The sequence below is a fragment of the Amycolatopsis thermophila genome, assembly GCF_030814215.1.
GTDB classification, from domain to species: Bacteria; Actinomycetota; Actinomycetes; order Mycobacteriales; family Pseudonocardiaceae; genus Amycolatopsis_E; species Amycolatopsis_E thermophila.
The window spans coordinates 5,357,749-5,381,339 of record NZ_JAUSUT010000001.1 but is presented as its reverse complement, the minus strand read 5'-3'; the positions used below and the strand labels follow the sequence as shown (position 1 = coordinate 5,381,339).

19 protein-coding genes are annotated in these 23,591 nt (G+C 73.4%); 5 read left to right on the top strand and 14 right to left on the bottom strand.

Translation table 11 applies throughout. The annotated features are described in order from the left end of the window. The first annotated feature begins 68 nt into the window (after positions 1–68). A complete protein-coding gene (locus FB470_RS26395) occupies positions 69–1,013 on the top strand; it encodes a helix-turn-helix domain-containing protein (RefSeq protein WP_306995865.1) in 945 nt (314 codons plus the stop codon). A 312-nt stretch (positions 1,014–1,325) separates the two neighbouring features. Here the strand turns inward: FB470_RS26395 and FB470_RS26390 are convergent, their stop codons facing one another. Next, entirely contained in the window at positions 1,326–3,647 is a 2,322-nt protein-coding gene (locus FB470_RS26390) for an ATP-binding protein (protein WP_306995863.1), read from the bottom strand. 119 nt (positions 3,648–3,766) lie between these two features. Here FB470_RS26390 and FB470_RS26385 point away from each other — a divergent pair, with 119 nt between their 5' ends. From FB470_RS26385 to FB470_RS26375, 3 genes are all read left to right on the top strand, one after another. Then, entirely contained in the window at positions 3,767–4,213 is a 447-nt protein-coding gene (locus FB470_RS26385) for an ester cyclase (RefSeq protein WP_306995861.1), read from the top strand. Continuing rightward, positions 4,210–5,037: an SDR family oxidoreductase gene (locus tag FB470_RS26380; RefSeq protein ID WP_306995860.1), complete on the top strand. Its 828-nt coding sequence runs from the start codon at positions 4,210–4,212 to the stop codon at positions 5,035–5,037. Before FB470_RS26385 ends, FB470_RS26380 begins: the two co-directional genes overlap by 4 nt. 410 nt (positions 5,038–5,447) lie before the next feature. Further along, positions 5,448–5,786 carry a hypothetical protein gene (locus FB470_RS26375; protein WP_306995858.1) on the top strand — a complete coding sequence of 113 codons (339 nt, stop codon included), beginning with the start codon at positions 5,448–5,450 and terminating at the stop codon, positions 5,784–5,786. Positions 5,787–5,942: 156 nt separating this feature from the next. Here the strand turns inward: FB470_RS26375 and FB470_RS26370 are convergent, their stop codons facing one another. The 6 genes from FB470_RS26370 to FB470_RS26345 all read right to left on the bottom strand — a co-directional run bounded on the left by FB470_RS26370 (position 5,943) and on the right by FB470_RS26345 (position 15,274). Continuing rightward, the gene (locus FB470_RS26370; protein WP_306995856.1) at positions 5,943–7,145 is read right to left on the bottom strand and encodes a CaiB/BaiF CoA transferase family protein; all 1,203 of its coding nucleotides are present in this window, start codon (positions 7,143–7,145) and stop codon (positions 5,943–5,945) included. Further along, on the bottom strand, positions 7,138–8,826 hold the full coding sequence (locus tag FB470_RS26365; protein ID WP_306995854.1) for an acyl-CoA dehydrogenase family protein: 1,689 nt from the start codon (positions 8,824–8,826) through the stop codon (positions 7,138–7,140). The genes FB470_RS26370 and FB470_RS26365 overlap by 8 nt, the downstream gene beginning before the upstream one ends. Before the next feature lie 3 nt (positions 8,827–8,829). Next, on the bottom strand, positions 8,830–10,188 hold the full coding sequence (locus tag FB470_RS26360) for an MFS transporter (RefSeq protein WP_306995852.1): 1,359 nt from the start codon (positions 10,186–10,188) through the stop codon (positions 8,830–8,832). A gap of 72 nt (positions 10,189–10,260) precedes the next feature. Further along, positions 10,261–11,199 carry a LysR family transcriptional regulator gene (locus tag FB470_RS26355; protein ID WP_306995849.1) on the bottom strand — a complete coding sequence of 313 codons (939 nt, stop codon included), beginning with the start codon at positions 11,197–11,199 and terminating at the stop codon, positions 10,261–10,263. 74 nt (positions 11,200–11,273) lie between these two features. Next, on the bottom strand, positions 11,274–13,640 hold the full coding sequence (locus FB470_RS26350; protein ID WP_306995847.1) for a bifunctional salicylyl-CoA 5-hydroxylase/oxidoreductase: 2,367 nt from the start codon (positions 13,638–13,640) through the stop codon (positions 11,274–11,276). A gap of 2 nt (positions 13,641–13,642) precedes the next feature. Beyond that, positions 13,643–15,274 (bottom strand): AMP-binding protein, encoded by a 1,632-nt coding sequence (locus tag FB470_RS26345; protein WP_306995844.1) that lies wholly within the window; start codon positions 15,272–15,274, stop codon positions 13,643–13,645. Positions 15,275–15,369: 95 nt separating this feature from the next. Here FB470_RS26345 and FB470_RS26340 point away from each other — a divergent pair, with 95 nt between their 5' ends. Then, complete coding sequence (locus FB470_RS26340) at positions 15,370–16,218, top strand: PaaX family transcriptional regulator (protein WP_306995842.1); 849 nt, start codon at positions 15,370–15,372, stop codon at positions 16,216–16,218. Positions 16,219–16,657: 439 nt separating this feature from the next. Here the strand turns inward: FB470_RS26340 and FB470_RS26330 are convergent, their stop codons facing one another. The 7 genes from FB470_RS26330 to FB470_RS26300 form a co-directional block, all read right to left on the bottom strand. After that, positions 16,658–17,050 (bottom strand): RidA family protein, encoded by a 393-nt coding sequence (locus FB470_RS26330; RefSeq protein ID WP_306995840.1) that lies wholly within the window; start codon positions 17,048–17,050, stop codon positions 16,658–16,660. Continuing rightward, positions 17,047–17,799: an SDR family NAD(P)-dependent oxidoreductase gene (locus tag FB470_RS26325; RefSeq protein ID WP_306995837.1), complete on the bottom strand. Its 753-nt coding sequence runs from the start codon at positions 17,797–17,799 to the stop codon at positions 17,047–17,049. The genes FB470_RS26330 and FB470_RS26325 overlap by 4 nt, the downstream gene beginning before the upstream one ends. Next, on the bottom strand, positions 17,796–18,626 hold the full coding sequence (locus tag FB470_RS26320) for an enoyl-CoA hydratase family protein (RefSeq protein ID WP_306995835.1): 831 nt from the start codon (positions 18,624–18,626) through the stop codon (positions 17,796–17,798). The genes FB470_RS26325 and FB470_RS26320 overlap by 4 nt, the downstream gene beginning before the upstream one ends. Further along, a complete protein-coding gene (locus FB470_RS26315) occupies positions 18,623–19,768 on the bottom strand; it encodes an acyl-CoA dehydrogenase family protein (protein ID WP_306995834.1) in 1,146 nt (381 codons plus the stop codon). Before FB470_RS26315 ends, FB470_RS26320 begins: the two co-directional genes overlap by 4 nt. Positions 19,769–19,946: 178 nt before the next feature. Beyond that, positions 19,947–21,011, bottom strand: coding sequence for a 2,3-butanediol dehydrogenase (locus tag FB470_RS26310; RefSeq protein WP_306995832.1), 1,065 nt, complete (start codon positions 21,009–21,011; stop codon positions 19,947–19,949). Positions 21,012–21,022: 11 nt separating this feature from the next. Further along, complete coding sequence (locus FB470_RS26305) at positions 21,023–22,024, bottom strand: ABC transporter permease (protein WP_306995830.1); 1,002 nt, start codon at positions 22,022–22,024, stop codon at positions 21,023–21,025. A 17-nt stretch (positions 22,025–22,041) separates the two neighbouring features. Further along, on the bottom strand, positions 22,042–23,571 hold the full coding sequence (locus FB470_RS26300; RefSeq protein ID WP_306995828.1) for a sugar ABC transporter ATP-binding protein: 1,530 nt from the start codon (positions 23,569–23,571) through the stop codon (positions 22,042–22,044). Between the last annotated feature and the right edge of the window lie 20 nt (positions 23,572–23,591).

Sequence of the window (23,591 nt, the reverse complement as noted above, 5' to 3'; positions counted from 1 at the left end):
GACATCATGGCCGGGCGCGCACCGGCGCCGCGAGTGTCCGGAACGCCATGACCCGTACAATTCCGGACATGGGTTCCGTCGCGCTGGCCGTCACCGACGGGATGCTGCAGTTCGAGCTGTCCCTGGCCTGCGAGGTGTTCGGGTCCCCGCCGGCCGGCGTGACGGTTCCGTGGTACGACCTCGTCGTGTGCGGGCGGGAGGCCGTGCGCGCCGGCCGGTTCCGGCTGGAACCCGACGACGGGCTCGACCGGCTCCGGCGGGCCGGCACGGTGATCGTCCCGGGCTGGGCCGACGTCGACCGGGACCCGCCCGCCGACCTGGTCGGCGCGGTGCGGGAGGCCCACGACGCGGGCGCGCGGGTGGTGTCGCTGTGCACCGGCGCGTTCGTGCTGGCCGCGGCCGGGCTGCTGGACGGCAAGCGCGCGACCACGCACTGGGCGCACACCGGCGTCCTGGCCGAGCGCTACCCGCGGGTGGAGGTCGACCCGGACGTGCTCTACGTGGACAACGGCAGCGTGCTCACCTCCGCCGGGAAGGCCGCCGCGCTGGACCTGTGCCTGCACCTGATCCGCCTCGACCACGGCTCATCGGTCGCCAACGCCGCCGCGCGCCGGCTCGTGGTGCCGCCGCACCGGGACGGCGGGCAGGCCCAGTTCGTCACCACCCCGGTCCCCGCCCGCGGCGACCACCCGCTCGCGGACCTGTTCCCGTGGATCCTCGCGCGGCTCGACCAGCCGCTGACCGTGCAGGACCTGGCGCGGCAGGCGCGGGTCAGCTCACGCCACCTGGGCCGCCACTTCAAGGCGGCGACCGGCACCACGCCGTTGCAGTGGCTGCTGACCCAGCGGATCCGGCGGGCCCAGGAACTGCTGGAGAAGACCGGCGACAGCGTCGAGGCCATCGCGGCCGCCACCGGAATGGGCACCGCGACGACGCTGCGCCGGCACTTCAACCGGACGGTCGGCGTGCCGCCCGACACCTACCGGCGCACGTTCCGCGCGCGCAACGCCTGACCGTCGGGAGCGGACCGGAGCGACCGACCGGACCCGGCGCGTGCTGAGGCCCGCCGCGCGACGACGCACACGTGCGGGGCCTGCATAGCGGCCCGCCGCTTGGTACCGCAGCCACCCAGGACCGACCCAGCAGCCCAGTGGAGCGGCAGGCCGCCACCGCACCCAGCGGCCCGACCACCCCGGCGACACCCCCGAAACCACCCGGCCCAGGCCGCCTCGGCGGCCGCGCCCTGCGGGGCACTCGCAGCCGCCGCGGTGCATCGCACCCGGCGAAGCCGCGCCGGGCACCGGGTTCCGCTCAGGCCGTGCGGCTCAAGTGGACGGTCGAACCTGTCCCGCCGGGGACGTCGCCTCCTCGCGGGCCCTCGCCAAGTCGTCGCCGGAATCGCGGCCGCGCGTCCAGGCCCGGGACCACGTTGCGGGGTCGGTCCGGCGCCGGGCGGCGTCGATGATCGGACCGGTGATCGCGCTGTCGAACGGCGCGGCCCGCGCCGCGATGGCGTCGCGGATCGTGGTCGCGGCGCCGGCGAGCTCGGCCGCTCGCTCGCCTTGGTCGCGCCGTGCCGCGAGCGCGGCCAGCGTCTCCAGGGCCTCGGCCATCCCCTGCCGCTCGCCCTGCTCGACGGCGCCCGCGAGCGCCTGGCGCGCCAGCCGGTCCGCCCGGGCGAGGTCGTCACGCGCGAGCGCCGCGTGCGCCACGTGGTTGAGCACGCGGGCGGCGAACACGTCGTCGCCCAGCTCGCGGTACACCCGCAGCGCCTCCTCGAACGCGCGGGCGGCGTCGTCGATCCGGCCGGTGTGCAGGAGCGCCGTGCCCAGGTTCAGGTGGGAGGTGGCCAGCTGCCAGCTCGTCCCGAGGCCGCGGCAGATCTCGACCGAACGCGTGTAGGGCGGAAGCGCCCGCGCGTAGTCGCCCCGCCACATCGCGACCATCCCCTTGATCGTCAGCACGTTGCGGAGGTCGAGCGGATCGTCGCTGCGGTGAGCCAGATCGAGGGCCTCCGCAGCGAGCTCGGCCATCCGGCCGTGGTCGCCCTGGGGGAACGCCAGCGCCGACGCCGCGCACAGCGCCTTCGCGCGCAGGGACGGCGGCGACGGCCCGGGGACCGCCAGTGCGGCCTCCGCCCAGCGGCGCCCTTCGGCGAACTCGCCGAGCTGCCGCCAGTAACGCCAGAGCGCCACGGTGTACCGCAGGGCCGGTTCGGTCTCGCCGGCCTCGACGGCCCACGCCATGCCGCGCCGGAGGTTCCCGCGATCGGTGTCCAGGCGCCGGAACCACTCCTCGTGGCCCGTGCGCACCAGGTGCGGCTCCGCGGACTCGGCCACCGCCAGGTAGTGCAGCGCGTGCCGCCGTCGCACCCCGGCCGTCTCGCCCGCGTCGGCGAGGCGGTCCGCCGCGTATTCGCGCACCACGTCCAGCATGTCGTACCGCGGTTCGCGGCGGCCCGGTACGAGTGCGACCAGGCTCTGGTCGACCAGCGCGCTGACGGCGGGAAGCGCCTCGGCGGGGCCGCAGCCGGTCACCGGCGCGGTGGCGTCGAGGTCCCACCCGCCCGCGAACACCGACACCCGCCGCAACAGCGTCCGCTCCCGCGGGGCGAGCAGGTCGTGGCTCCAGGCGACCGTGTCGCGGATCGCCCGCTGCCGCCCCGGCACGTCGCGCGGCCCGCCCACCAGCAGGTGCAACCGGTGCTCCAGCTGCGCGGGGATCGCGGCGAGCGGCAGGTGCTTGACCCGCGCCGCGGCGAGTTCGACGGCCAGCGGGAGCCCGTCCAGCTTCCGGCAGATGGCGGCCACCAGTGCGGCCGTCTCGGCGTCGAGCACGAGGTCGGGCCGGACGGCGCGGGCGCGCTGCCAGAACAGGGCCGTCGCCGGCCAGCGGGTGACCTCGCCCGGGGTGACCGCGCCGCCGCCCGGCGGCACGGCGAGGGGCGGCACGGGGAATTCCCGCTCGCCACGCAGCCTGAGCGCGCTGCGGCTGGTGACCAGGAACGTGGTCCGCGCGCAGCCGCGCGTCAGGGCGTAGACCAGCGGCACGGCCGGGACGAGGTGCTCGAAGGTGTCCAGCACGATCAGCGTCCGCCGGCCGGCCAGGTGGCCGACGAGCCGTCCGGTCAGGTCCGGGCCGGTTTCGACCACGCCGATCGTCTTGGCCAGTTCCGAGGCGACCAGTGCGGCGTCGGTCAGCTCGCCGAGCGGGACGAAGCACACGCCGTCACCGAAGTGCGGGGCCACCCGGGCGGCGGCTTCCAGCGCCAGCCGGGTCTTGCCGATGCCCCCGGCCCCGGTCAGTGTCAGCAACCGCACGGCCGGGTCGGCCAGCCGGCTGGTGACCTCGGCCAGCTCCCGCTCCCGGCCGACCAGCCCGGTGGGGGGCGCCGGCAGCACGGGTGGCGCAGGTACCGGTCCGGCTCGCCGGGCGAGCGCCTCGAACCGGGTCCGGTCGTGGTCGCCGAGCGCGAGCGCCGAGGCCAGGCGCCGGGCGGTGTCGCGGTGCACCAGCGTCCGCAGGCCGCGTTCGATGTCGCTGACCGTCCGGGCGCTGACGCGGGCACGCGCGGCCAGCTCCTCCTGGGTCAGCCCGGAGGCCGCGCGCAGCCTTCGCAGCACCGCGCCCAGTTCGTCGTCGGTCACGATCGCCGCCTTCCGCTGTGCCCGAAACGGTGACCCGAACGGTGACCTCGTTTCATGGTGCCAGGCCGGGCGCCGGGGTGATGCTCGTCGGGACCGCTCGAATCCCGGAGGTGAGCCCGATGTCGGAGACAACGGACCAGAACAAGCGGACGGTGCTGCGGCTCTACCAGGAGGCCGGCAACGAGGGCAGGCTGGAGGTGCTGGACGAGATCACGTGCCCGGACCACGTCGAGCACTACCCGTTCCCGGGCCAGGCACAGGGACTGGACGGGCTCAAGCAGCGGGTGAGCATGATCCGCGCCGCCTTCGCCCCGCGCTTCACCGTCGAGCACGTGGTGGCCGAAGGGGACACCGTCGCGGTGATGTGGCGCAACGAGGGCGCCCACGTCGGCGAGTGGTTCGGGTTCCCGCCGACCGGGAAGCCGGTCACCGCCCGCGGGGTCGACGTCCACCGGCTGCGCGACGGCCGTCTGGCCGAGCACTGGGACGTCGTCGACATCTCGCAGTTCCTGCTGGCCGTCGGGGCGGCTCCCGCGCCGGCCGGAACGGCGGGAGCCGGGCGATGATCCTCGTCGCGGGAGGGACCGGCCGTCTCGGCACGCTCGTGGTCCGCCGGCTGGCCGCGGCCGGCCGGCCGGTCCGCGTGCTCACCCGCGACCCCGCCCGGGCCGGGCACCTGGCGGAGCTGCCGGCCGAGGTGGTGCGGGGCGACGTCCGCGACCCCCGCGGGCTCGACGCCGCCACCGCCGGCGCGACGGTCGTGGTCTCCGCGGTCCACGGGTTCGCCGGGCCGGGCCGGGTCACCCCGGCCTCGGTCGACCGGGACGGCAACGTCAACCTGATCGAGGCGGCCCGGCGGGCCGGCGCCGCGTTCGTCCTGACCTCCATCGCCGGGGCGGCGCCCGGCCACCCGGTGGAGCTGTTCCGGATGAAGGCCGCCGCCGAAGCGCACCTGCTCTCCAGCGGCGTCCCCTGGACGATCGTGCGGGCCTGCGCGTTCACCGAGCTGTACCTCGACCTGCTGCGGCAGACCGCGGGCCGGTCCGGACGGCCGGTGGTGTTCGGCCGCGGGGACAACCCGGTCGGCTTCGTGCCCGTCGCCGACGTCGCGGCGGCCGTCACGGCCGCCGCGACCGACCCCGCCCAGCGCGGGCGGATCCTGCACGTCGCGGGGGCGGCGAACCGCACGATGAACGAACTCGCGGCCGAGGTCCAGGGTGAGCTCGGCACCGGGGGACGGCCACCGCGGCACGTGCCCCGCCCGGTGCTGCGCGCCCTGGCCGCCACCGCGGCGCTGCACGAGTCGGCGCTCGCCCGTCAGGCGGCCGCCGCGCTGCTGATGGACACGACCGACATGACCTTCGACGCCGCGGGCGCCGCGGCTCAGTAGCTGAACGTCGTGGCCGGCTCCTCGCCGATCCACGCGTCCAGGTGCTTGGGGTGAAGCGGATCGGACCGACGAAGTAGCGCTCGACCAGGTCGGGCAGCCGCGGGCAGCCGCCGCGCGGGAGGACGGCCGCCGTCTTGGTGTAGATCCGCTCGAGGTGGCCCGCGGTCGTGCGTGAATCCCCAGGGGGCGGGGCCACGTCGCCGGTGGCGGCGCCGCACCGCCACGTCCGGCCCCGGCAGTCCCATCAGCCGGGCCGCCCGCCCGGCCAGTTCGGGCTCCGCGGGAGCGCCCGGCGCGCCACCCGCTGCTCAGGTCCGTGAAGCCCGCCAGCACTTCCAGTACCCGCGTCCAAGTCCTGTTCGGACAGTCGCCAGCACAACACGGGGTCCGCGGCGAGCGCCCGGCCGCACATGATCGCGCCGCTGCGGGCGGTCGGTCCGCTGTCGGGGTGGCGACGTTCGCCTTCCCCGGCGAGCCGGTGGCGCCGGTACGACCGGTTGCGCCGGTTCCCGGCCGGGCTGCTCGTGTTCGGCGACGCGATCCGCGGCTTCAACCCGATCTACGGCCAGGGCATGTCGGTGGCGGCCCTCGAAGCGCTCGCGCTGCGCGACTGCCTCCGCCACGGCGACCGCGACCTCGCCCGCCGGTTCTTCCGTATCACCGCGAAACCGATCGGCGTGGCGTGGAAACCCTCGGTGGGCAGCGACGTGGCCCTGCCGCTGATCCGGCGCTGTCCGCACGCCTGCTGAACCGCTACCTGGGGCGCGTGCTGAGCACCGCGGAGCGCGACCCGCGGGTGGCGGCGCAGTTCATGCGGGTGAGCGCGTTCCTCGACCCGCCCGCCGCCCTGATGCGGCCGCCGATCGTCTCCCGGTGCTCGCGGGCGGCCGGGCTGCGGACGGCCCTCAGGCCGGGGCACCGTGCTCCTCACCGGTGGTGGGTGACGTGAGCTCGCCGAGCACGGCGGAGGTGTGCTCGCCGAGCAGCGGCGGCGCGGTGCGCACCGGCGGCCGCCTGCCCTGGTAGCTGACCGGGAAGGCGACCTGCCGGATCGGCCCCGCGACCGGGTGCGTCACGGTCTGCACGATGCCCAGCTCCCGCGTCTGCGGGTGGTCGTAGACCTGGTCGAGGGTCTGGATCGGGGCGACCGGCACGCCGCCGTCCTTGAGCAGCGCGCACCACTCGGCGACCGGGCGCGTGCGCAGCGTCCGTGCCAGTTCCTCGTTCAGCTCGGCGCGGTGGGCGACGCGGTCGCGGTTGCGGGCGAACCGCTCGTCGGCCGCCAGCTCGGGGCGCCCGATGAGCGTGCACAACCGCTGCCACAGCGCGTTGTTGCCGACGGCGATGACGAAATGCCCGTCGGCGGCCGGATAGGCCTGGTAGGGCACCAGGTTCGGGTGCCCGGACCCCAGCCGGGCCGGGACCTCGCCGGTGGCGAAGTAGCCGGTGGCCCAGTTGATGTGGAGGGCGAGCTGCGTCTCGTAGAGCGAGGTCGACACGCTCTGGCCCAGGCCGGTGCGGTCGCGTTCGACGAGCGCCGACAGCACGCCGATCACCCCGAACAGCGCCGCGCCGAGGTCGCCCGCGGCGAGCCCGGCCTTGACCGGTGGCCCGTCCGGTTCGCCGGTCAGCGACATCAGCCCGGACATGGCCTGGGCGACCATGTCGTAGCCGGGTTCGTCGCGCAGGGGGCCGTGGTCGCCGAACGCGGAGATGTGCAGCACCACCAGCCGCGGGTAGCGCTCGGTCAGTGCGGCGTGGTCGAAGACCCGCTGCAGGCTGCTGCCGGGGCGGAAGTTCTCCACGACCACGTCGGCTCCGGCGATGAGCCGGTGCGCGGCCGCCTGCCCCTCGGCGGACTTCAGGTCCAGGGTCACCGACCGCTTGTTGCGGTTGGCGGCCAGGTAGTAGGTGGCGTCGGGCCCCTGGAACGGCGGCCCCCACTGCCGCGTCGGGTCGCCGCCGTCGGGGTGCTCGACCTTGATCACCTCGGCGCCGAGGTCGGCGAAGGTCATCGACGCGTACGGGCCGGCGAGGATCTTGGACAGGTCGACGACCTTGATCCCGTGCAGCGGGCGGGCGCTGCGCGGGGCGGACGGGTCAGACACGGGTCAGACCTCCACCGAGGACGGACGCGGCGGCGTCCGCGGGCACCGGGCCGCCGTCGGCGAGTGCGGGCAGGTGGGCCAGCGCGGCCGCGGGGGTGGCGCGCGGGTCGTCGAGGAGCCGCAGGTAGGTGTGCGCGACGAGCAGCTCGCGATGACCGGTGCCGGCGTGCTCGAGCAGCAGCGTGGCCATCACGAGCCGGGCCAGGTCCTCGGCGTAGCGGCCGGCGGCCGCTTCCTGCTCCCCGGTGGGTGCCGCCAGCAGCCGTTCCCCCGCGTCGCGCAGGCCGAGCCAGCGCTCGGCGACCACCTCGGCCGCCGCGGCGGTGCCGCCGTCGCGCAGGGCGCCGGCGCGGGCGCCGTAGACCCCGGCGAGGTGGTGGTGCGCGTTGTCCTTGCGCAGGCAGCGCAGGACGTCGAGTGCGATCACGTTCGACGAGCCCTCCCAGATGGACCCGAGGTGGGCGTCGCGCAGCAACCGTGCGTTGACCCAGTCCTCGATGTAGCCGTTGCCGCCGCGGATCTCCATCGACTCGGCGGTCACGTGCCGGGCCCGCTTGCAGATGACGTACTTCGCCAGCGGCGTCAGCACCCGCACCAGCGTCCGGGCCGCCGCGTCGCCGCGGTCGGCTCGGTCGAGCTGCGTCGCCGACTCCAGCACGAGGGCGAGCGCGGCTTCGGCGTCGATCAGGAGCGGCAGCAGGGTGGCGCGCATCAGGGGCTGGTCGAACAGCGCCGCGCCGAAGACGACGCGGGCGCGCGTGTGCTCGACGGCCTCCCGCACCGCACGCCGCATCAGCGCGGCCGAGCGCATCGCGTTCGACAGGCGCGAGACGTTGACCATCTCCAGCATCTGCGGCACCCCGCGGGTGAGGTCGCCGACCGGCCAGGCCAGCGCGCCGTCGAGGGTGACCTCACCACTGGCCATCGACCGGGTGCCGAGCTTGTCCTTGAGCCGGTCGATGCGGATGGCGTTGCGGGTGCCGTCCGGGCGCAGCCTCGGCAGCAGGAACATGCCGAGACCGCGGGTCCCGCTGCCCTGACCGGGCACCTTCGCCAGCGTCAGCACGAAGTCGGCGGAGACGTTGGAGGCGAACCACTTCCGCCCGCGCAGCGTCCAGTGGTCACCGTGATCGGTGGCCTCGGTCGCGGTGCGGGCGAGGTCGGTGCCGCCGTCGATCTCGGTCATGAACATCGCGCCGGTGGCCGCGCGCGCCGGGTCGGTCGTGGTGAGCCGGTCGATCACCTCCGCGAAGCGCCCGGGGTTGAACAGGCGCAGGACCCGGGCCGCCGAATCGGTCATGGACAGCGGGCACGCCAGGCCGAACTCCGACTGCACGAACAGGTAGGACAGCGCGTACTTGACGACGTGTGGCGTGGTGCCGGGCCAGCCGTTGACGCCGGGGCGGTGCGACATCGCGGCGAGCCCGAAGCGGCGGAACGCGATGTCGGCCATCCGGTCGTAGGCGGGGTGGTGGTCGATCTCGTCGATCCGGTCGCCGGCCGGCGAGTACTGCCGCAGCACCGGTGGGTTGCGGTCGGCGGTGCGGGCCAGCTCGTCCAGCTCGGTGGCCGCGACCCGGCCCATCTCCGCGAGCAGCGGCTCGATCCGGGCGCGGTCCGCCGGCGCCAGCACCCGGTCGAGCATCGGGCGCAGGGCGGGGTCGTGATCGGCGAAGTTCATGTCCTACCTCTTCTCTTCCAGGGAACGGGCGACCGCGGCGGGGGCCGGGGACCGCGACCAGGAGCTGCGGCGGATCAGGGCCGTCACGCAGACCAGGGAGATCGCGACGTAGGCCAGCCCGAGCGCGACGACCGGCCAGATCGAGCCGGTGCTGGTCAGCAGGAACTGCGACACCAGCGGTGCGGTGCCGGCGAACACGGTGGTGCACAACTGGTAGGCCAGCGAGGTGGCGGTGTAGCGGACGCCGACCGGGAAGACCTGGGAGAGGATCCCGGCCAGCGCCGCGTAGAACATGGCGTGCGGGAAGGTCGCGACGGCCATGCCGAGCGTCGCGAGCGGGAACGACCCGGTCCGCACGAGCAGGAACATCAGCGGCAGCAGCACGAGTTCGGGCAGCAGCATCCACAGCACCGCCCTGGTCAGGGTCAGCCTGCTCGCCAGCACCGCCCCGAACGGCTGCACCACCACCTGCACCACCAGCGAGATCGTGACGATGGTGAGGAACGCGTCTTTGGTGAACCCGAGATCGCTGGTGGCCCAGGACAACGCGAACGTCGTCTTGACGTAGGTGATGGCCACGCCCGCGGCGCCCGCGCCCACGCCGAGGGCGACCAGTCCACTGTGGTCACGCAGGACGTCCCTGATCGGGAGCCGGCTGGGCCGCCGCTGTGCCAGCAGGCGCGTCATCTCCGGTGTCTCGTCCATCCGCAGGCGGATGAACAGCCCGACCACGACCAGCACCACCGACAGCAGGAACGGCACCCGCCAGCCCCACGCGGTGAACGCCGGCTCGGACAGCTGCGCGATCGCCAGGAACGCCAGTGTGGCCAGCAGGTTGCCCACCGGCGACCCCTGCTGCGCGAAGGCGCCGTAGAGGACCTTGCGTCCGGGCGGGGCGTATTCGGTCGCGATCAGCACCGCGCCGCCCCACTCGCCGCCGACGGCGACACCCTGGATCATCCGCAGGACGATGAGCAGCACGGGGGCCGCCGGGCCGATCGAGTCGTAGCCCGGCAGCACGCCGATCCCGGCGGTCGCCAGGCCCATCAGCGCCAGCGTCGTGATCAGCGCGCTCTTGCGGCCCCGCCGGTCGCCCAGGTGGCCGAAGATCAGCCCGCCCAGCGGGCGCGCGAGGAACCCGACCCAGAACGTCCCGAAGGCGGCGAGGGTGCCCAGGGCGGGCGAGACGTGGGGGAAGAAGATCTTGCCGAACACCAGGGCCGAGGCCGAGCCGTACACGTAGAAGTCGAACCATTCGACGGTCGTGCCGACGAAGGCGGTGATCCCGGCCTTGCGCGCCTCGCGGCGGCGGGCGGGATCCCGGAGCGGGGGTGCCTCCTCGGAGGGCGGGGTTGTCGTCATCGCGGACTCCCTTGTCGCGCAGGGGCCGCCCGGAGCCGGACGGCGGGACCGTCCGCACTCTGACACGCGCGACTAAGACCTGTCCAAGACAGATCTTGCCGCTATTGAGACCCTATCGGCATCGTCCGGGGTGGGCAGGGCCTTCTCCGCGACGGCCAGAACGGCCTGCAGGGCGCGGGACGGGTTGTCCGGCCGCCACGCCAGCGCGATGGGAAGCACCGGGACGTCACCCTGGATGGGCCGCAGCACCGTGTGGTCGGTGTGGATCCGCCGGGAGGACTCGACCATGATCGCCACACCGACCTCGGCTCCCACCAGGGTCAGCACGGTGTAGGCGTCCGGGGCCTCCTGCACGATGCGGGGCGCGATGCCCGCGTCGCGGCAGGCCCGCAGCCCGGCCTCGCGGACCGCGGAGCCGCCGCCCGACGGGAAGGACACGAACGGTTCGGCGGCGAGATCGGCCAGGGGGACCGCGTCGAGCCCGGCCAGCGGATGGGTGTCGGGCAGCGCGACGAGCAGCCGCTCGTCGCGCACGACGCGGGTGGCCAGGTCGCTGGGCGCGGGCAGCGCGACGAAACTGAGGTCCAGGGTCCCGTCGGTCACCTTGTCCAGCGCGGTGCCGGAGTAGGTCTGCCCGCGCAGGACGAGTTCGACCCCCGGCAAGGACGAGGTGACTGCCCGGGTCAGGACGGGCACGAGCGCGTTGCCGGTCGCCCCCGCGAACCCGACGGTCACGCGGCCGAGGGCACCGTGCCGGGCCGCGGCGGCCGCCCGCCGGGCACGATCGGCCTCGGCGAGTGTCCGCCGGGCCGGTTCGAGGAACGCCTGCCCCTCCGGCGTCAGGGTGACGGTGCGGGTGGTGCGGTCGAACAGCTCGAGCCCGAGGTCGCGTTCGAGGAGGCGGATCTGGCGGCTCAACGGCGACTGCGCCATGTGCAGCCGCGTGGCGGCCCGCCCGAAGTGCAACTCCTCCGCGACGGCGACGAAAGCCGCCAGGTGCCGCAGTTCCATGCGCCGCCGTCCCGTCGGTCGTGGGGGGTCCGTCGCCGCAGGCTACCTGCGCCGGCGGGCCGCCCCGCGGAACCTCACCCCCGGGGCCGCCAGCGCTGGTGCGCCGTCCCCGGCTCACCCTGGCGGATCAGCTCCAGGCGCGGCTTCGGGCCTTCGGTGCGGCCGGTCTGCGGGCGGCGCGCGCCGGCGCGCCACGGCAGTGGCCATTCGGCTCCGGGACCGCTGTAGTCCTGCTCCGCGGCGGCGTGCAGGGTCCAGTTCGGGTCGTACAGGTGCGCCCGGCCCAGCAGACACAGGTCCGCCCGTCCCGCCAGCAGGATCGAGTTGACGTCGTCGTAGGAGGAGATCGCGCCGACCGCCATCGTCGCGATGCCCGTCTCGTTGCGGATCCGGTCGGCGAACGGCGTCTGGTACGACCGGCCGAACGCCGGTTTCTCGTCCGGGTGCACCTGCCCGGTGGACACGTCGACCACGTCCGCGCCCGCCTCGGCGAACGCGCGCGCGATCGCCACGGAGTCCTCCCCCGTGACACCGCCGTCGCACCAGTCGGTCGCCGAGATCCGCACGCTCATCGGCCGGTCGGCGGGCCAGACCTCCCGCATCGCGGTGAACACCTCGAGCGGGAACCGCAACCGCGCCTCCAGCGAGCCGCCGTAGCCGTCGGTGCGGTGGTTCGTCAGCGGCGAGATGAACGACGACAGCAGATATCCGTGCGCACAATGCAGTTCGAGCAGGTCGAACCCGGCGTCCAGCCCGCGCCGCGCCGCGTCCGCGAACTGCTGCCGGATCACCCGCAGATCGTCGGTGGTCAGTTCGCGCGGCACCTGGTTCACGCCCGCGCGGTAGGGCAGCGGCGACGGCGCGACCACCGGCCAGTTGCCCTCCGGCAACGGCTGGTCGATCCCCTCCCACATCAGCCGCGTCGAGCCCTTCCGGCCGGAATGGCCGACCTGGAGCCCGATCTTCGCCGAGGTCTCGGTGTGCACGAAATCGGTGATCCGCCGCCACGCACGCGCCTGCTCGCCGGTGTAGATCCCGGTGCAGCCCGGCGTGATCCGGCCGGTGTCCGACACGCACACCATCTCGGTCATCACCAGTCCGGCCCCGCCGAGCGCCTTGCCGCCCAGGTGCACCAGGTGGAAGTCGTTCGGCATCCCGTCGCACGCCCGGTACATGTCCATCGGCGACACCACGACGCGGTTCTTCAGTTCCAGCCCGCGCAACCGGAACGGCTGGAACATCGGCGGGCGCACCCCGCCGTCGCCGTGGCCGCCCCGCCGCGCGTGGCCGGCGAACCACTCGTCGACGCGTTCGACGAACTCCGGATCCCGCACCCGCAGGTTGTCGTAGGTGACCCGCCGGCTGCGGGTCATGATGTTGAAGGCGAACTGCACCGGGTCCTGGCGCACGTACTGCCCGAGGTTTTCGAACCATTCGAGGCTGGCCTGCGCGGCGCGCTGGGTCGACTCGACCACCGGCCGCCGCTCGGCCTCGTAGGCCGCCAGCGCGCGCGGCACGTCCGGTTGCTCGTGCAGGGACGCCACGAGCGCGAGCGCATCCTCCATGGCGAGCTTGGTGCCGGACCCGATGGAGAAGTGCGCGGTGTGCGCGGCGTCGCCGAGCAGGATGGTGTTGCCGTGGCACCACCGCTCGTTGCGCACGGTCGCGAAGTGGATCCACTTGGAGTTGTTCGCGAACAGCTCGGCGCCGTCGAGGACGTCGGCGACCAGTTCGCGCACCAGCGCGATCGACTTCTCGTCGGACTCGCCCGGCGCGAACTCGCGCTCGGCGAACGCCTTGAACCCGGCGCGCTGCCACACCTCGTCCGCCATCTCGACGATGAAGGTGCTGCCGTGCGCGTCGAACGGGTAGCCGTGGATCTGCATCACGCCGTAGGGCGTTTCCAGGATGTAGAACTTGAACGCGTCGAACACCTTGTCCGTGCCCAGCCACATGTACGCGCAGCGCCGGACGTCGAGCGACGGGCGGAACACGTCGGCGAACCGGGCACGCACCGCCGAGTTCACCCCGTCCGCGGCGACGACGAGGTCGTAGTCCGCCGCGAGCCGGCCGACGTCCGGCGCCGTCGTGCCGAAGCGCAGCCGGACGCCCAGCGCGGCGCACCGCTCCTGGAGGATCTGCAGCAGCCGTTTCCGGCTCATCGCCGCGAACCCGTGCCCGCCGCTGGTGAGCACCTGGCCGCGGAAGTGCACGTCGATGTCGTCCCAGCGGGCGAACTCCCGCTCCATCCGCCGGTAGATCACCTCGTCGGCGTGCTCGATCCCGCCGAGCGTCTCGTCGGAGAACACCACCCCGAAGCCGAACGTGTCGTCGGCGGCGTTGCGCTCCCACACGTCGATCTCGTCCCCGGGGCTGAGCTGCTTGGCCAGTGCGGCGAAGTACAGCCCGCCCGGACCGCCGCCGATCACCGCGATGCGCACGCTCACACCTCCTGCGCCCGCAGCTTGAACCGCTGGAGCTTCCCGGTGGCACTGCGCGGCAGGCTGTCCACGAACTCGACCGCGCGCGGGTACTTGTAGGGCGCGATCCGCTGCTTGACGAACCGCTGGAGCCGGGCGGTCAGCTCCGCGTCCCCCGCGACGCCCGGCTGGAGGACGACGAACGCCTTCACGATCTGCCCGCGTTCGGGATCCGGCACGCCGACCACGCCGCATTCGAGCACGGCCTCGTGCGCCAGCAGCGCTTCCTCCACCTCGGGGCCGGCGATGTTGTAGCCGGAGGAGACGATCATGTCGTCGTTGCGCGCGAGGTAGTGGAAGTAGCCGTCCTCGTCCTCGACGAAGGTGTCGCCGGTGATGTTCCATCCGTCGTGCACGTACACCGCCTGCCGGTCGTCGGCGAGGTAGCGGCAGCCCGTCGGGCCCTTGACCGCCAGACGCCCGGGCGTGCCCGGTGGCACCGGGTCGCCGTGGTCGTCGAGGATGGCGGCCCGGTATCCGGGCACGGCCCGGCCGGTCGCGCCCGGCCGGATGTCGTCGTCGGCTGCCGAGACGAAGATGTGCAGCATCTCGGTCGAGCCGATGCCGTCGATCAGCGCCAGGCCGGTCGCGTCGCGGACGGCCCGCCAGGTCGCCTCCGGCAGGTGCTCCCCCGCCGACACCGCCCGCCGCAGCCGCCGCAACGCCCGCACGCGGTCCGACCGCAGCATCGAGCGGTAGGCGGTCGGGGCGGTGAAGCAGATCGACACCTCGTGCGCCTCGATCGCGTCGGCGAGTTCGTCCGGTGTCGCCTTCTCGATGAGCAGGGTGGCGGCGCCGGCCCGCAGCGGGAACACCAGCAGCCCGCCGAGCCCGAACGTGAAGGCCAGCGGCGGGGTCCCGGTGAACAGGTCGTCCTGGCGCGGCTTGAGGACGTGCCGGGAGAAGGTGTCCGCGATCGCCAGGACGTCGCGGTGGAAGTGCATGGTCGCCTTCGGCCGCCCCGTGGTGCCCGAGGTGAACGCCAGCAGCGCGACGTCGTCGGCCGCGGTGTCGACCGCCGCGAAGTCCCCGGGAACCTGCTCGATCCGGGCGAGGAGGTCGTCGGGACCGGCCGAGCCGTAGGTGACGACCGCGGCGCCGCCCAGGTCGGCGGCCCGCAGGTCGTCGATGAACCGCGCGTCGCACAGCGCGACGTTGACCGCGCTGATCGCGGCGATCGTGGTGAGCTCCGACGCGCGCAGCAGGGGCATCGTGGAGACCGCGACCGCGCCGGCCTTCATCACCGCGAGCCAGCAGGCCGCGAGCCACGGCGTGTTGGGGCCGCGCAACAGGACGCGGTGGCCGGGAACCACCCCGAGCTGACCGGTCAGCACCCGCGCGATGCGGTCGACGCGGTCGCGGAGCTCGCCGTAGGTCCACGTCCGGCCGTCGGGCGTGAGCAGGCACCGGCGGTCCGCTCCGAACCGGTCGATCACCGCGTCGAGGAGTTCGGCGCCGCAGTTGAGCCGTTGCGGGTAGTGCAGTTCGGGCAGTTCCCACAGGAACTCCGGCCACGACCGAGCCGGCGGGAGGTTGTCCCGGCAGAAGGTGTCGGCATGCGCGGAGGGACTGAGCCCTGAGTCCAGGGTGGTCATAGGGCAAGTATTCTCTTTTTGTGACGACAGTCAAGCAATCGTCAGAACGGCGGGTGGACGGGATGCGGGCGCCGCGCCCCGTTAAGCTGGCCCGCGTGCCCAGCGATCCCGAGGAGAACGGGCGCGCACCGAAACCGCGCGCGCTGATCGTCACCGTCTACGGCCTCTACGCCCGGGAGGCCGGCGGCTGGATGAGCGTCGCCTCGCTGGTCCGGATGCTGGCGCAGTGCGGCGTCGACGAGCCCTCGGTCCGCTCGTCGATCTTCCGGCTCAAGCGCCGCGGGCTGCTGACCGCGGCGAAGGTCGGCGGGGTCGCCGGGTACGAGCTGTCGGACACCGCGCGGGAGATCCTGGACGAGGGTGACCGCCGCATCTTCGAGCGCCGCCGCGCGAGTGCGGACGAGGGCTGGCTGATGGTGGTGTTCAGCGTGCCGGAGTCCGAACGCGACAAACGCCACCAGCTCCGGTCCCGGCTGGCCTGGCTCGGGTTCGGGACGGTGTCGGCGGGGGTGTGGATCGCTCCCGCGCACCTGCTCGACGAGACCCGCGAGGTGCTCGCCCGGCAGGGCCTCCAGTCCTACGTCGACCTGTTCCGCGCCGACCACGCGGGCTTCGGCGCGACCGCCGAGCGGGTGCGGGCGTGGTGGGACCTGGACCGCCTGCACGAGCTCTACGACTCGTTCCTCGACCGGCACGGCCCGGTACTGGCCGGCTACCGGCGGCGGCGACGGCTCGACGGCGCCCGCGCGTTCGCCGACTACGTCAGCGCCCTCACCGACTGGCGCCGCCTGCCGTACCTGGAACCGGGCCTGCCGCTCGAGGTGCTCCCCCGCGACTGGATCGGCATCCGCGCCGCGGACACGTTCTTCGAGCTGCGGCGCCGTCTCGCCGGGCCGGCGCACGACTACGTCGAGTCGCTGCGCGCCGAGTCCGGCGCCGCCTAGGTGTACTTGCTGAGCTGGGCCGGCCTGCACGACCGGTCTTCGCGCCCGCATTCCTCGCCGCGGCGCACCAGCATCGAGACCGAGCGGCGGATCGTCGACCTGCGGGAGCGGGCACGCTGTGGCCCGCACCGGCTGGGGGCGCAGCTGGGCGTGCCAGCGGCACGGGCAAGTGATCCGGGCCAGCAAGACCACCGGGGTGGTATGAGGGTGACGCACCGGGCGAGTTGGTGCACAGGGACGTGAAAAAGATCGGCCGGATGCCCGACGGGGGCGTTGCACCCCGGCTCGAGCACTACAACAGTCAACGCCACCACAACGCACTCGGCAGCCACCAACCTGATGGCCAAGTACACCTGGGTCATCGACCGGGACAGCCCAGTCGATCTCGCCCGCCGTGCCGACCGTGGCGAGCACCCGCCGCAGCGCACATCCCGGGTGCTCAGATCACCGCGAAGCCCTGCACCTCCACCAGCGCCTCGGCGTCCCAGAGGCGGGTCACACCGACCGCGGCCATCGCCGGGTAGTCGCGCCCGGCCAGGCGCTGCCACACCTTGCCGATCTCGCGCGCGTGGGCCCGGTAGTCCGCCACATCGGTCACGTACACCGTCAGGCTCGCCAGCTGCCCCGGCTCGCCCCCGGCCGCACGCAGCGCGGTGAGCAGGTTGGCCAGCGCCTGTTCGAACTGCTCGACCACCCCGGCCCCGACGATCCGCCCGCCCGGGTCGAGCGCGGTCTGCCCGGCCAGGAAGATCGTCGTCCCGGTGCCGACCACCGCGTGTGAGAACCCGCGCGGCTCCGCCAGTTCCGGCGGGTTGACCCGCTCCACGCTCATTGCACCGCGCCTCCGTCCACGTTGATCGCCTGCCCGGTCACCGCGCCGCTGCCGACGCAGAACCACACCGCGTCGGCCACCTCGTCCGGCGTGATGAGCCGCCCGATGGGCTGCTTGCGCTCCAGCGCCGCCCGCGCGTCGCCGGGGCTGCGCCCGGAGGTGGCGACGATGTTCTCGACGGTCTGCCCGGTCATCGGGGTGTCCACGTAGCCGGGGCAGACCGCGTTGACCGTGACCCCGGTGCGCGCGAGTTCCGCCGCCGCGGAGCGGACCAGCCCCAGCACGCCGTGCTTGCTCGCCGTGTACGCCGCGATGTAGGGCTCACCGATGCGCGCCGCGGTGGAGGCGATCACGACGATCCGCCCCCACCCCGCCTCCCGCATCGCCGGCACCGCACGCCGCACGAACCGGAACGGCGCGGTCAGGTTCAGGTCCAGCATGCGCTGCCAGTCGGCGTCGGTCGTGCGCTCCAGCTTCGCCGAATGGCCGGCGCCGGCGTTGGCGACGAGGATCTCCACCGGCCCCCAGGACCGTTCGATCCCGGCGTGGACGCGCTCGGCCGCGTCCGGGTCGGTGACGTCGGCCGGGATCACCGTGGTCGGCCCGGCGCAGCGCTCCGCGGTCTCCTCGAGCTGGTCGCGGTCCCGGGCCACCAGCGCGACCCGGCAGCCGGCACCGCTGAGCCGCTGGGCGATCGCCCGGCCGATCCCGCGCCCGGCCCCGGTAACCAGCGCGACCCGCCCGGTCAACGGCCCTCCCAGCGCGGGGCGCGGCGCTCGGTGAACGCCGAGTGGAACTCCGCGTGGTCGCGGGTGGTCATGAGCAGCGCCTGGGTCATCGCGTCCAGCTCCATCGACGCCGGCATCGACATGTCCAGCTCGGCGGTGAGCAGCGACTTCGTCTGCGCGAGGGCGAGGGTCGGGCCGTCGGCGAGCCGTCGCGCCAGCCCGGCCACCGTGGCGTCCAGTTCGTCGTCGGCGACCAGCCGGGACACCAGGCCGTACCGCTCGGCGGTGGCGGCGTCGATGGTGTCGCCCAGCATCAGCAGCTCCGTCGCCCGCCCGAGACCGACCACGCGCGGCAGCAGGTAGGCCGCGCCCATGTCGCCGCCGGACAACCCGACCTTGGTGAACAGGAACGCGAACCGGCCCGAGTGGCTGACCACGCGGAAGTCGGAGGCCAGCGCGACGACGGCACCGGCGCCCGCCGCGATGCCGTGGATCGCGGTGATGATCGGGATCGGGCACTCCCGCATCGCCCGGATCACCGCGCCGGTCATCTTCGTGAACCGCATCAGGTCGCGCGGCTCCATCTTGATGAGCTCGCCGATGATCTCCTCGACGTCACCGCCGCCGCAGAACCCCTTGCCCTCGCCGCGGATCACCAGCGCGCGCACGTCCTGGTGGTGCGGCAGCTCGCCCAGCAGATCCCGCAGGTCGGCATAGCTTTCGAAGGTCAGCGGGTTGAGCTTTTCCGGGCGGTCCAGGGTCATGGTCGCGACACCGTCGGCCTTCGCGAACCGGAAGTGCCGCCAGTCCTCGGTCAGCCGCGGCGAGGCGTGGAAGCGGTAGGTCATCGGGTGTACTCCCTGCCGATCAGGTTGCGGGCGATGAGGGAACGCTGCACCTCGGACGCCCCTTCGTAGATGCGCAGCGCCCGCACGTCGCGGTAGAGGTGCTCGAGCGGGTGGCCACGCTGCAGGGCCGCGGCGCCGTGCAGCTGCACGCACCCGTCGACGATCCGCTGCGCGGCCTCGGTGGCGTACAGCTTCGCCATCGCCGAGCGGCGGGGCTGCCGGTCCGGTTCGACGCCCTCGTCGTAGGCCGCGGCCGCCGAGTAGACGAGCAGGCGGGCCGCCTCCAGCTCGGTGGCCAGGTCGGCGATCCGGTGCGCCACCGCCTGCTGACCCGCCAGCGGCGCGCCGTAGACGTGACGCTCACGCACGTGGGCGATCGTGGCGTCCAGCGCCGCCTGCGCCATGCCGACGGCGAACGCGCCGACGCTCGGCCGGAACAGGTCGAGCGTGCGCATGGCGACCGCGAACCCCCGGTCGACCTCGCCGAGCACCGCACCGGCGCCGACCCGCACGCCGTCGAACACGAGGCGGCCGATGGGGTGCGGCGACAGCATCTCCAGCGGTTCACCGGACAGCCCGGGGCTGTCCCCCGGCACCGCGAACGCGGTCACCCCGCGCGCCCCGGCATCCGGTGTGGTCCGGGCGAACACCGTGTAGATGTCGGCGTCCGGCGCGTTGGAGATCCACAGTTTCTCCCCGGTCAGCAGCCACCCGTCACCGTCACGCTCGGCCCGCAGGCTCAGCGCGGCGGCGTCGGACCCGGCGCCCGCTTCGGTCAGGGCGAACGCGGCGACGGCCTCGCCGGAGATCACCCGGGGGATCCATCGCTCGACCAGCTCGGGCGACCCGGACTGCAGGATCGGGTAGCTGCCCAGCCCCTGCAGCGCGAGGGCGGTCTCCGCCTCGGCGCTGATCTGGGCGATCGTCTCGCGGAGCAGGCACAGCTGCATGGCCGCGGCGTCCGCGGGCGGCGCGTCCGGGCCACCGCCGAACAGACCCCGGAGCAGGCCGAGGTCGCCCAGCGTCCGGACCAGGCCGCGGTCCACCCGGCCGGCCTGACCGCCCGCGAGCTTGCCGCCGGCCACCTCGCGCACCCACCGCACGTACTCCTGCTGCTCCGCACTCAACCGGAACGCGGTCACCCGGACTCCTTCCCGGATCGGATCACGTCCGAGAATAGCGCATTCGTAACGCCCGTCAAGGATGCGCAAGAAGTCCGCGGGACCGGAGCGCCGCGCGGAGCTCCACCGTGGACGGTCAGACCGCCGGACGGCGCCGGAGTCGCCTTCCGTGGTCGCGTGGGGCCCGGGGTCGCGAACCCTACCCCTCGACCCGGACCAGGATCTTCTGCGCGTCGGTGTCCGGGGAGAGCAGGCGCTCGAACCCGCGGGCCACCACGTCGCCGGCGTCGATGACGTCGCTGAGGACCTTCTCGACCGGCAGGCGGCCGCTGCCGACGAGCGCGGTGATCCGCGGCCAGTCGTAGACGGGGTAGCACCAGGTGCCGATCAGGCTGAGGTCCCGGTTGGACAGGTCCATCGGGTCGATCGTGGCCGGCCGGACGTGCAGACCGACCTGCGTGACCGCGCCGTGCGCGCGCACCGCGGCCAGTGCCGAGGTCAGGCCCGCCTGGGAACCGGAGCACTCGGCGGCGACGTCGGCGCCCACGCCGCCGGTCAGGTCGCGCACCGCCTCGGCGATGTCCGTGCTCCCCGGGTCCAGCACGGTGGCGACGCCCAGCGCGTCGGCCAGCTTGCGCCTCCCCTCGTGCGGCTCGGACACGATGACCTGCGCGGCCCCCGAAGCGTGGGCGTAGAGCGCGGACAACGCCCCGATCGGTCCCGCACCGGTGATCAGCACGGTGTCACCGGGGACCATCCCGGTCCGGTCGATGCCGTAGGCGGCCACCGCCGTCGGTTCGATCAGGGCGCCCTGCTCGTCGGTGACCGTGTCCGGCAGCCGGTGCACCTGGTAGTCGGGCACCACCACCTGCTCGGCGATGCCGCCGCCGTGCCAGCTCAGCCCGGTGCACGCCATCTTCGGGCACAGGTGGTTGAGGCCGCGGCGGCAGAAGTAGCAGGTGCCGCAGTACAGCAGCGGCATGACCGACACCCGGTCGCCGGGCGCGACGCCCGACACCTCGGCTCCGGTCTCCAGCACGGTGGCGGAGAACTCGTGCCCGAGGATCTGGGCACCGGAAACCCCGGTGAGGGGGTGCGGCTCGGTGGGGATCACGATCGGCCCGGCGGCGTACTCGTGCAGGTCGGTCCCGCAGATCCCGCACAGCGACGGCCGGAGCCGGACGTCACGGGGGCCGAGCGGGCCCGGTTCCGGCACGTCCTCGACGCGGATGTCGTGTCGGTCGTGGAAAACGGCGGCGCGCATCGGAGCTCTCCCTACTTCACCAAGGACATCTTGCGGCGGTCGATGGTCAGCGCGACCGCCGCGATGACCACCAGACCCTGGATGACGTTCTGCAGGAACGGATCCACGGCGGCGATGACCATGCCGTTGCCGAGGATCGCGATGATCAGGACACCGGTGACCGTCCGGAAGGGACCGCCGACGCCGCCGGAAAGCGGTGTACCGCCCATGACCACGGCCGCGATGGCCGGCAGCAGGAACGGCTCGCCCATGTCCGGGCTCGCGCTGCGGGCCCGCGCGAGCTGCAGCAGACCCGCGATCCCGGCCAGCAGACCGGCGATGAGGAACGCGTACACCTTGTAGCGCGCCGCCGGCACCCCGGACAGGCGTGCGGCCTTCTCGTTGCCGCCCATGGCGTACATGTACCGGCCGAGCCGGGTGTAGCGGGCCGCGAGCACCGCGACGACCAGCACCAGCAGCGCCCACAGGACGACGACCGGGAAACCGCCCACGGTGGTGTTGAACAGGTCACCGACCCCGCCGGGGCGCAGCGACACCGGCCGGCCACCGGCGATGTACTTGGCGAGCCCGTCGAAGGCGTACATCGTGCCCAGCGTGACGAGGAACGACGGCAGCCGGCCGTAGGCGACCAGCACGCCGTTGAGCAGGCCGCACGCCATGCCGATCACCGGGAGCAGCAGGAGCAGGGAGGTGGTGCCGGTGTTCTGCACCATCAGCGCCCCGGTGAACGCGGTGAACGACAACATCGACCCGACGGACAGATCGATGCTGCCCATCATGATCACCACGGTGGAGGCCATCGCGAGCACCAGCAGCACCGAGGACTGCCGCAGGATGTTGAGGGCGTTCTCGTACTGGAAGAACCTGCTGTCCATCAGGGAGAACGCGACGATCAGCGCGACGAGCGCCACCACGGGCGCGATCGAGGTCCAGTGCCGGCGCGCGAAGCCGGGTTGCGGCGGCTCGCCGCGCACCGGCGGCGGCACGGGTGGTGAGGTCAGGGAACCGGTCATCGGGATTCTCTCTCGGGTCAGACCATCGCCGCGACGAGGTCGGCTTCGTGGGGTTTGTCCTCCGGGGGCGCCGGCACCTGGTGGGTGAGAACGCCGTCCTTCATCACCGCGACCCGGTGGGACAGCCCGATCACCTCGAGCAGGTCGTCGCTGATCAGCAGGACCGCGACGCCGTCTGCGGTGAGGTCGCGGATGATGTCGTAGATCTCCTCCTTGGCGCCGGCGTCGACGCCGCGGGTGGGGTTGTCGAGGATGAGCAGGTCGACACCGCGGGCGAGCCAGCGCGCCAGCAGCGCCTTCTGCTGGTTGCCGCCGCTGAGGTGGAGGATCGACGCGCGCGGCGAGGGCGTCTTCACCCGCAGCGTGTCGATGTAGTGCCGGGCCTGCTGCTGCTCGTGGCGCAGGTTCAGCAGCGGTCCGCGCTGGGCGGCCACCCGGGCGAAGGAGATGTTCTGCGCGACGGTGAACGTGTCGAGCAGGCCGTCGTCCTTGCGTTCGGGAGGCAGGTACCCCGCGCGGGCCTTGGTCATCTCCCTGGCGGAGGCGCGGGTCATCTCGCGGCCGCGGTAGGTCATCCGCCCGGTGCGGGCCGGTACCGCGCCGAACACGGCCCGGCCCAGTTCGCTCTTGCCGGAACCGAGCACGCCGGCGATGCCGACGATCTCGCCCGCCCGCACGGTGAGGTCGATGTCGTGGAAGTGCTGTCCGTCGCCGAACCCGCTGAGCTCGAGCACGACCTCCTCCCGTGGGCCGCCCTGGCGGTGCTCGCGGTAGAAGTGCTGGTCGCGTTCGCGACCCACCATCAGGTAGTGCAGCTCGCTTTCGGACAGGTCGGCGGCGGGGACGTCGGCGACCGTCGCACCGTCCTTGAACACGACCACCCGGTCGCTCCACTCCAGCAGCTCCGAGAGCCGGTGCGACACCAGCACGACCGCGCTGTCACGCTTGATCTCCACCAGCAGCCGGTGCAGGAACTCGATCTCGTCGGAGGCCAGCGCGGCCGTCGGCTCGTCAAGCAGGATGATCGGCTCCTCATGGCCGAGCAGCTCGGCGAGCGCGAACGCCTTGAGGATCTCGATGACCTGCTGCACGGCGAACGGGTAGTCCCCGACCGGACGGGCCGGGTCGATCCAGCCGTGGTCGAAGCGGTCGAGCAGGGCGCGGGCCCGCCGGATCGCACTGCCCCGGCGGATCACGCCACCGAGGCTGAACTCCTGTTCGTGGGAGAGGTAGAAGTTCTCCCACACCGTCAGGTTCGGCACCAGGGCGAGCTCCTGGAAGATCCGGAACACGCCGTGCCGGGTGGCCTGCCGGTAGTCGCGAAAGGACACTTCCCGGCCCCGCACCAGCACGGTGCCGTCGTCCTGGCTGTCGGTGCCGCTGACGATGTTGAGCAGGGTCGACTTCCCGGCGCCGTTCTCGCCGATCAGCCCGACGATCTCGCCACGGCGCACGGCCAGCGAAACCCCGCGCAGGGCGCGCACCGGCCCGAACGTCCGGGTGATGCCGTCGACCGCCAGCAGGGGCGTGGTTTCGGATGGGGACATGGGTTTCCTTCGTCCGGGTG

Coding starts and splice junctions, on each gene's coding strand:
- FB470_RS26375 (WP_306995858.1), top strand. CDS start 5,448: ATGATCGCGCCGCTGCGGGCGGTCGGTCCGCTGTCGGGGTGGCGACGT.
- FB470_RS26355 (WP_306995849.1), bottom strand. CDS start 11,199: ATGGAACTGCGGCACCTGGCGGCTTTCGTCGCCGTCGCGGAGGAGTTG.
- FB470_RS26385 (WP_306995861.1), top strand. CDS start 3,767: ATGTCGGAGACAACGGACCAGAACAAGCGGACGGTGCTGCGGCTCTAC.
- FB470_RS26305 (WP_306995830.1), bottom strand. CDS start 22,024: ATGACCGGTTCCCTGACCTCACCACCCGTGCCGCCGCCGGTGCGCGGC.
- FB470_RS26310 (WP_306995832.1), bottom strand. CDS start 21,011: ATGCGCGCCGCCGTTTTCCACGACCGACACGACATCCGCGTCGAGGAC.
- FB470_RS26320 (WP_306995835.1), bottom strand. CDS start 18,626: ATGACCTACCGCTTCCACGCCTCGCCGCGGCTGACCGAGGACTGGCGG.
- FB470_RS26395 (WP_306995865.1), top strand. CDS start 69: ATGGGTTCCGTCGCGCTGGCCGTCACCGACGGGATGCTGCAGTTCGAG.
- FB470_RS26300 (WP_306995828.1), bottom strand. CDS start 23,571: ATGTCCCCATCCGAAACCACGCCCCTGCTGGCGGTCGACGGCATCACC.
- FB470_RS26380 (WP_306995860.1), top strand. CDS start 4,210: ATGATCCTCGTCGCGGGAGGGACCGGCCGTCTCGGCACGCTCGTGGTC.
- FB470_RS26360 (WP_306995852.1), bottom strand. CDS start 10,188: ATGACGACAACCCCGCCCTCCGAGGAGGCACCCCCGCTCCGGGATCCC.
- FB470_RS26330 (WP_306995840.1), bottom strand. CDS start 17,050: ATGAGCGTGGAGCGGGTCAACCCGCCGGAACTGGCGGAGCCGCGCGGG.
- FB470_RS26365 (WP_306995854.1), bottom strand. CDS start 8,826: ATGAACTTCGCCGATCACGACCCCGCCCTGCGCCCGATGCTCGACCGG.
- FB470_RS26345 (WP_306995844.1), bottom strand. CDS start 15,274: ATGACCACCCTGGACTCAGGGCTCAGTCCCTCCGCGCATGCCGACACC.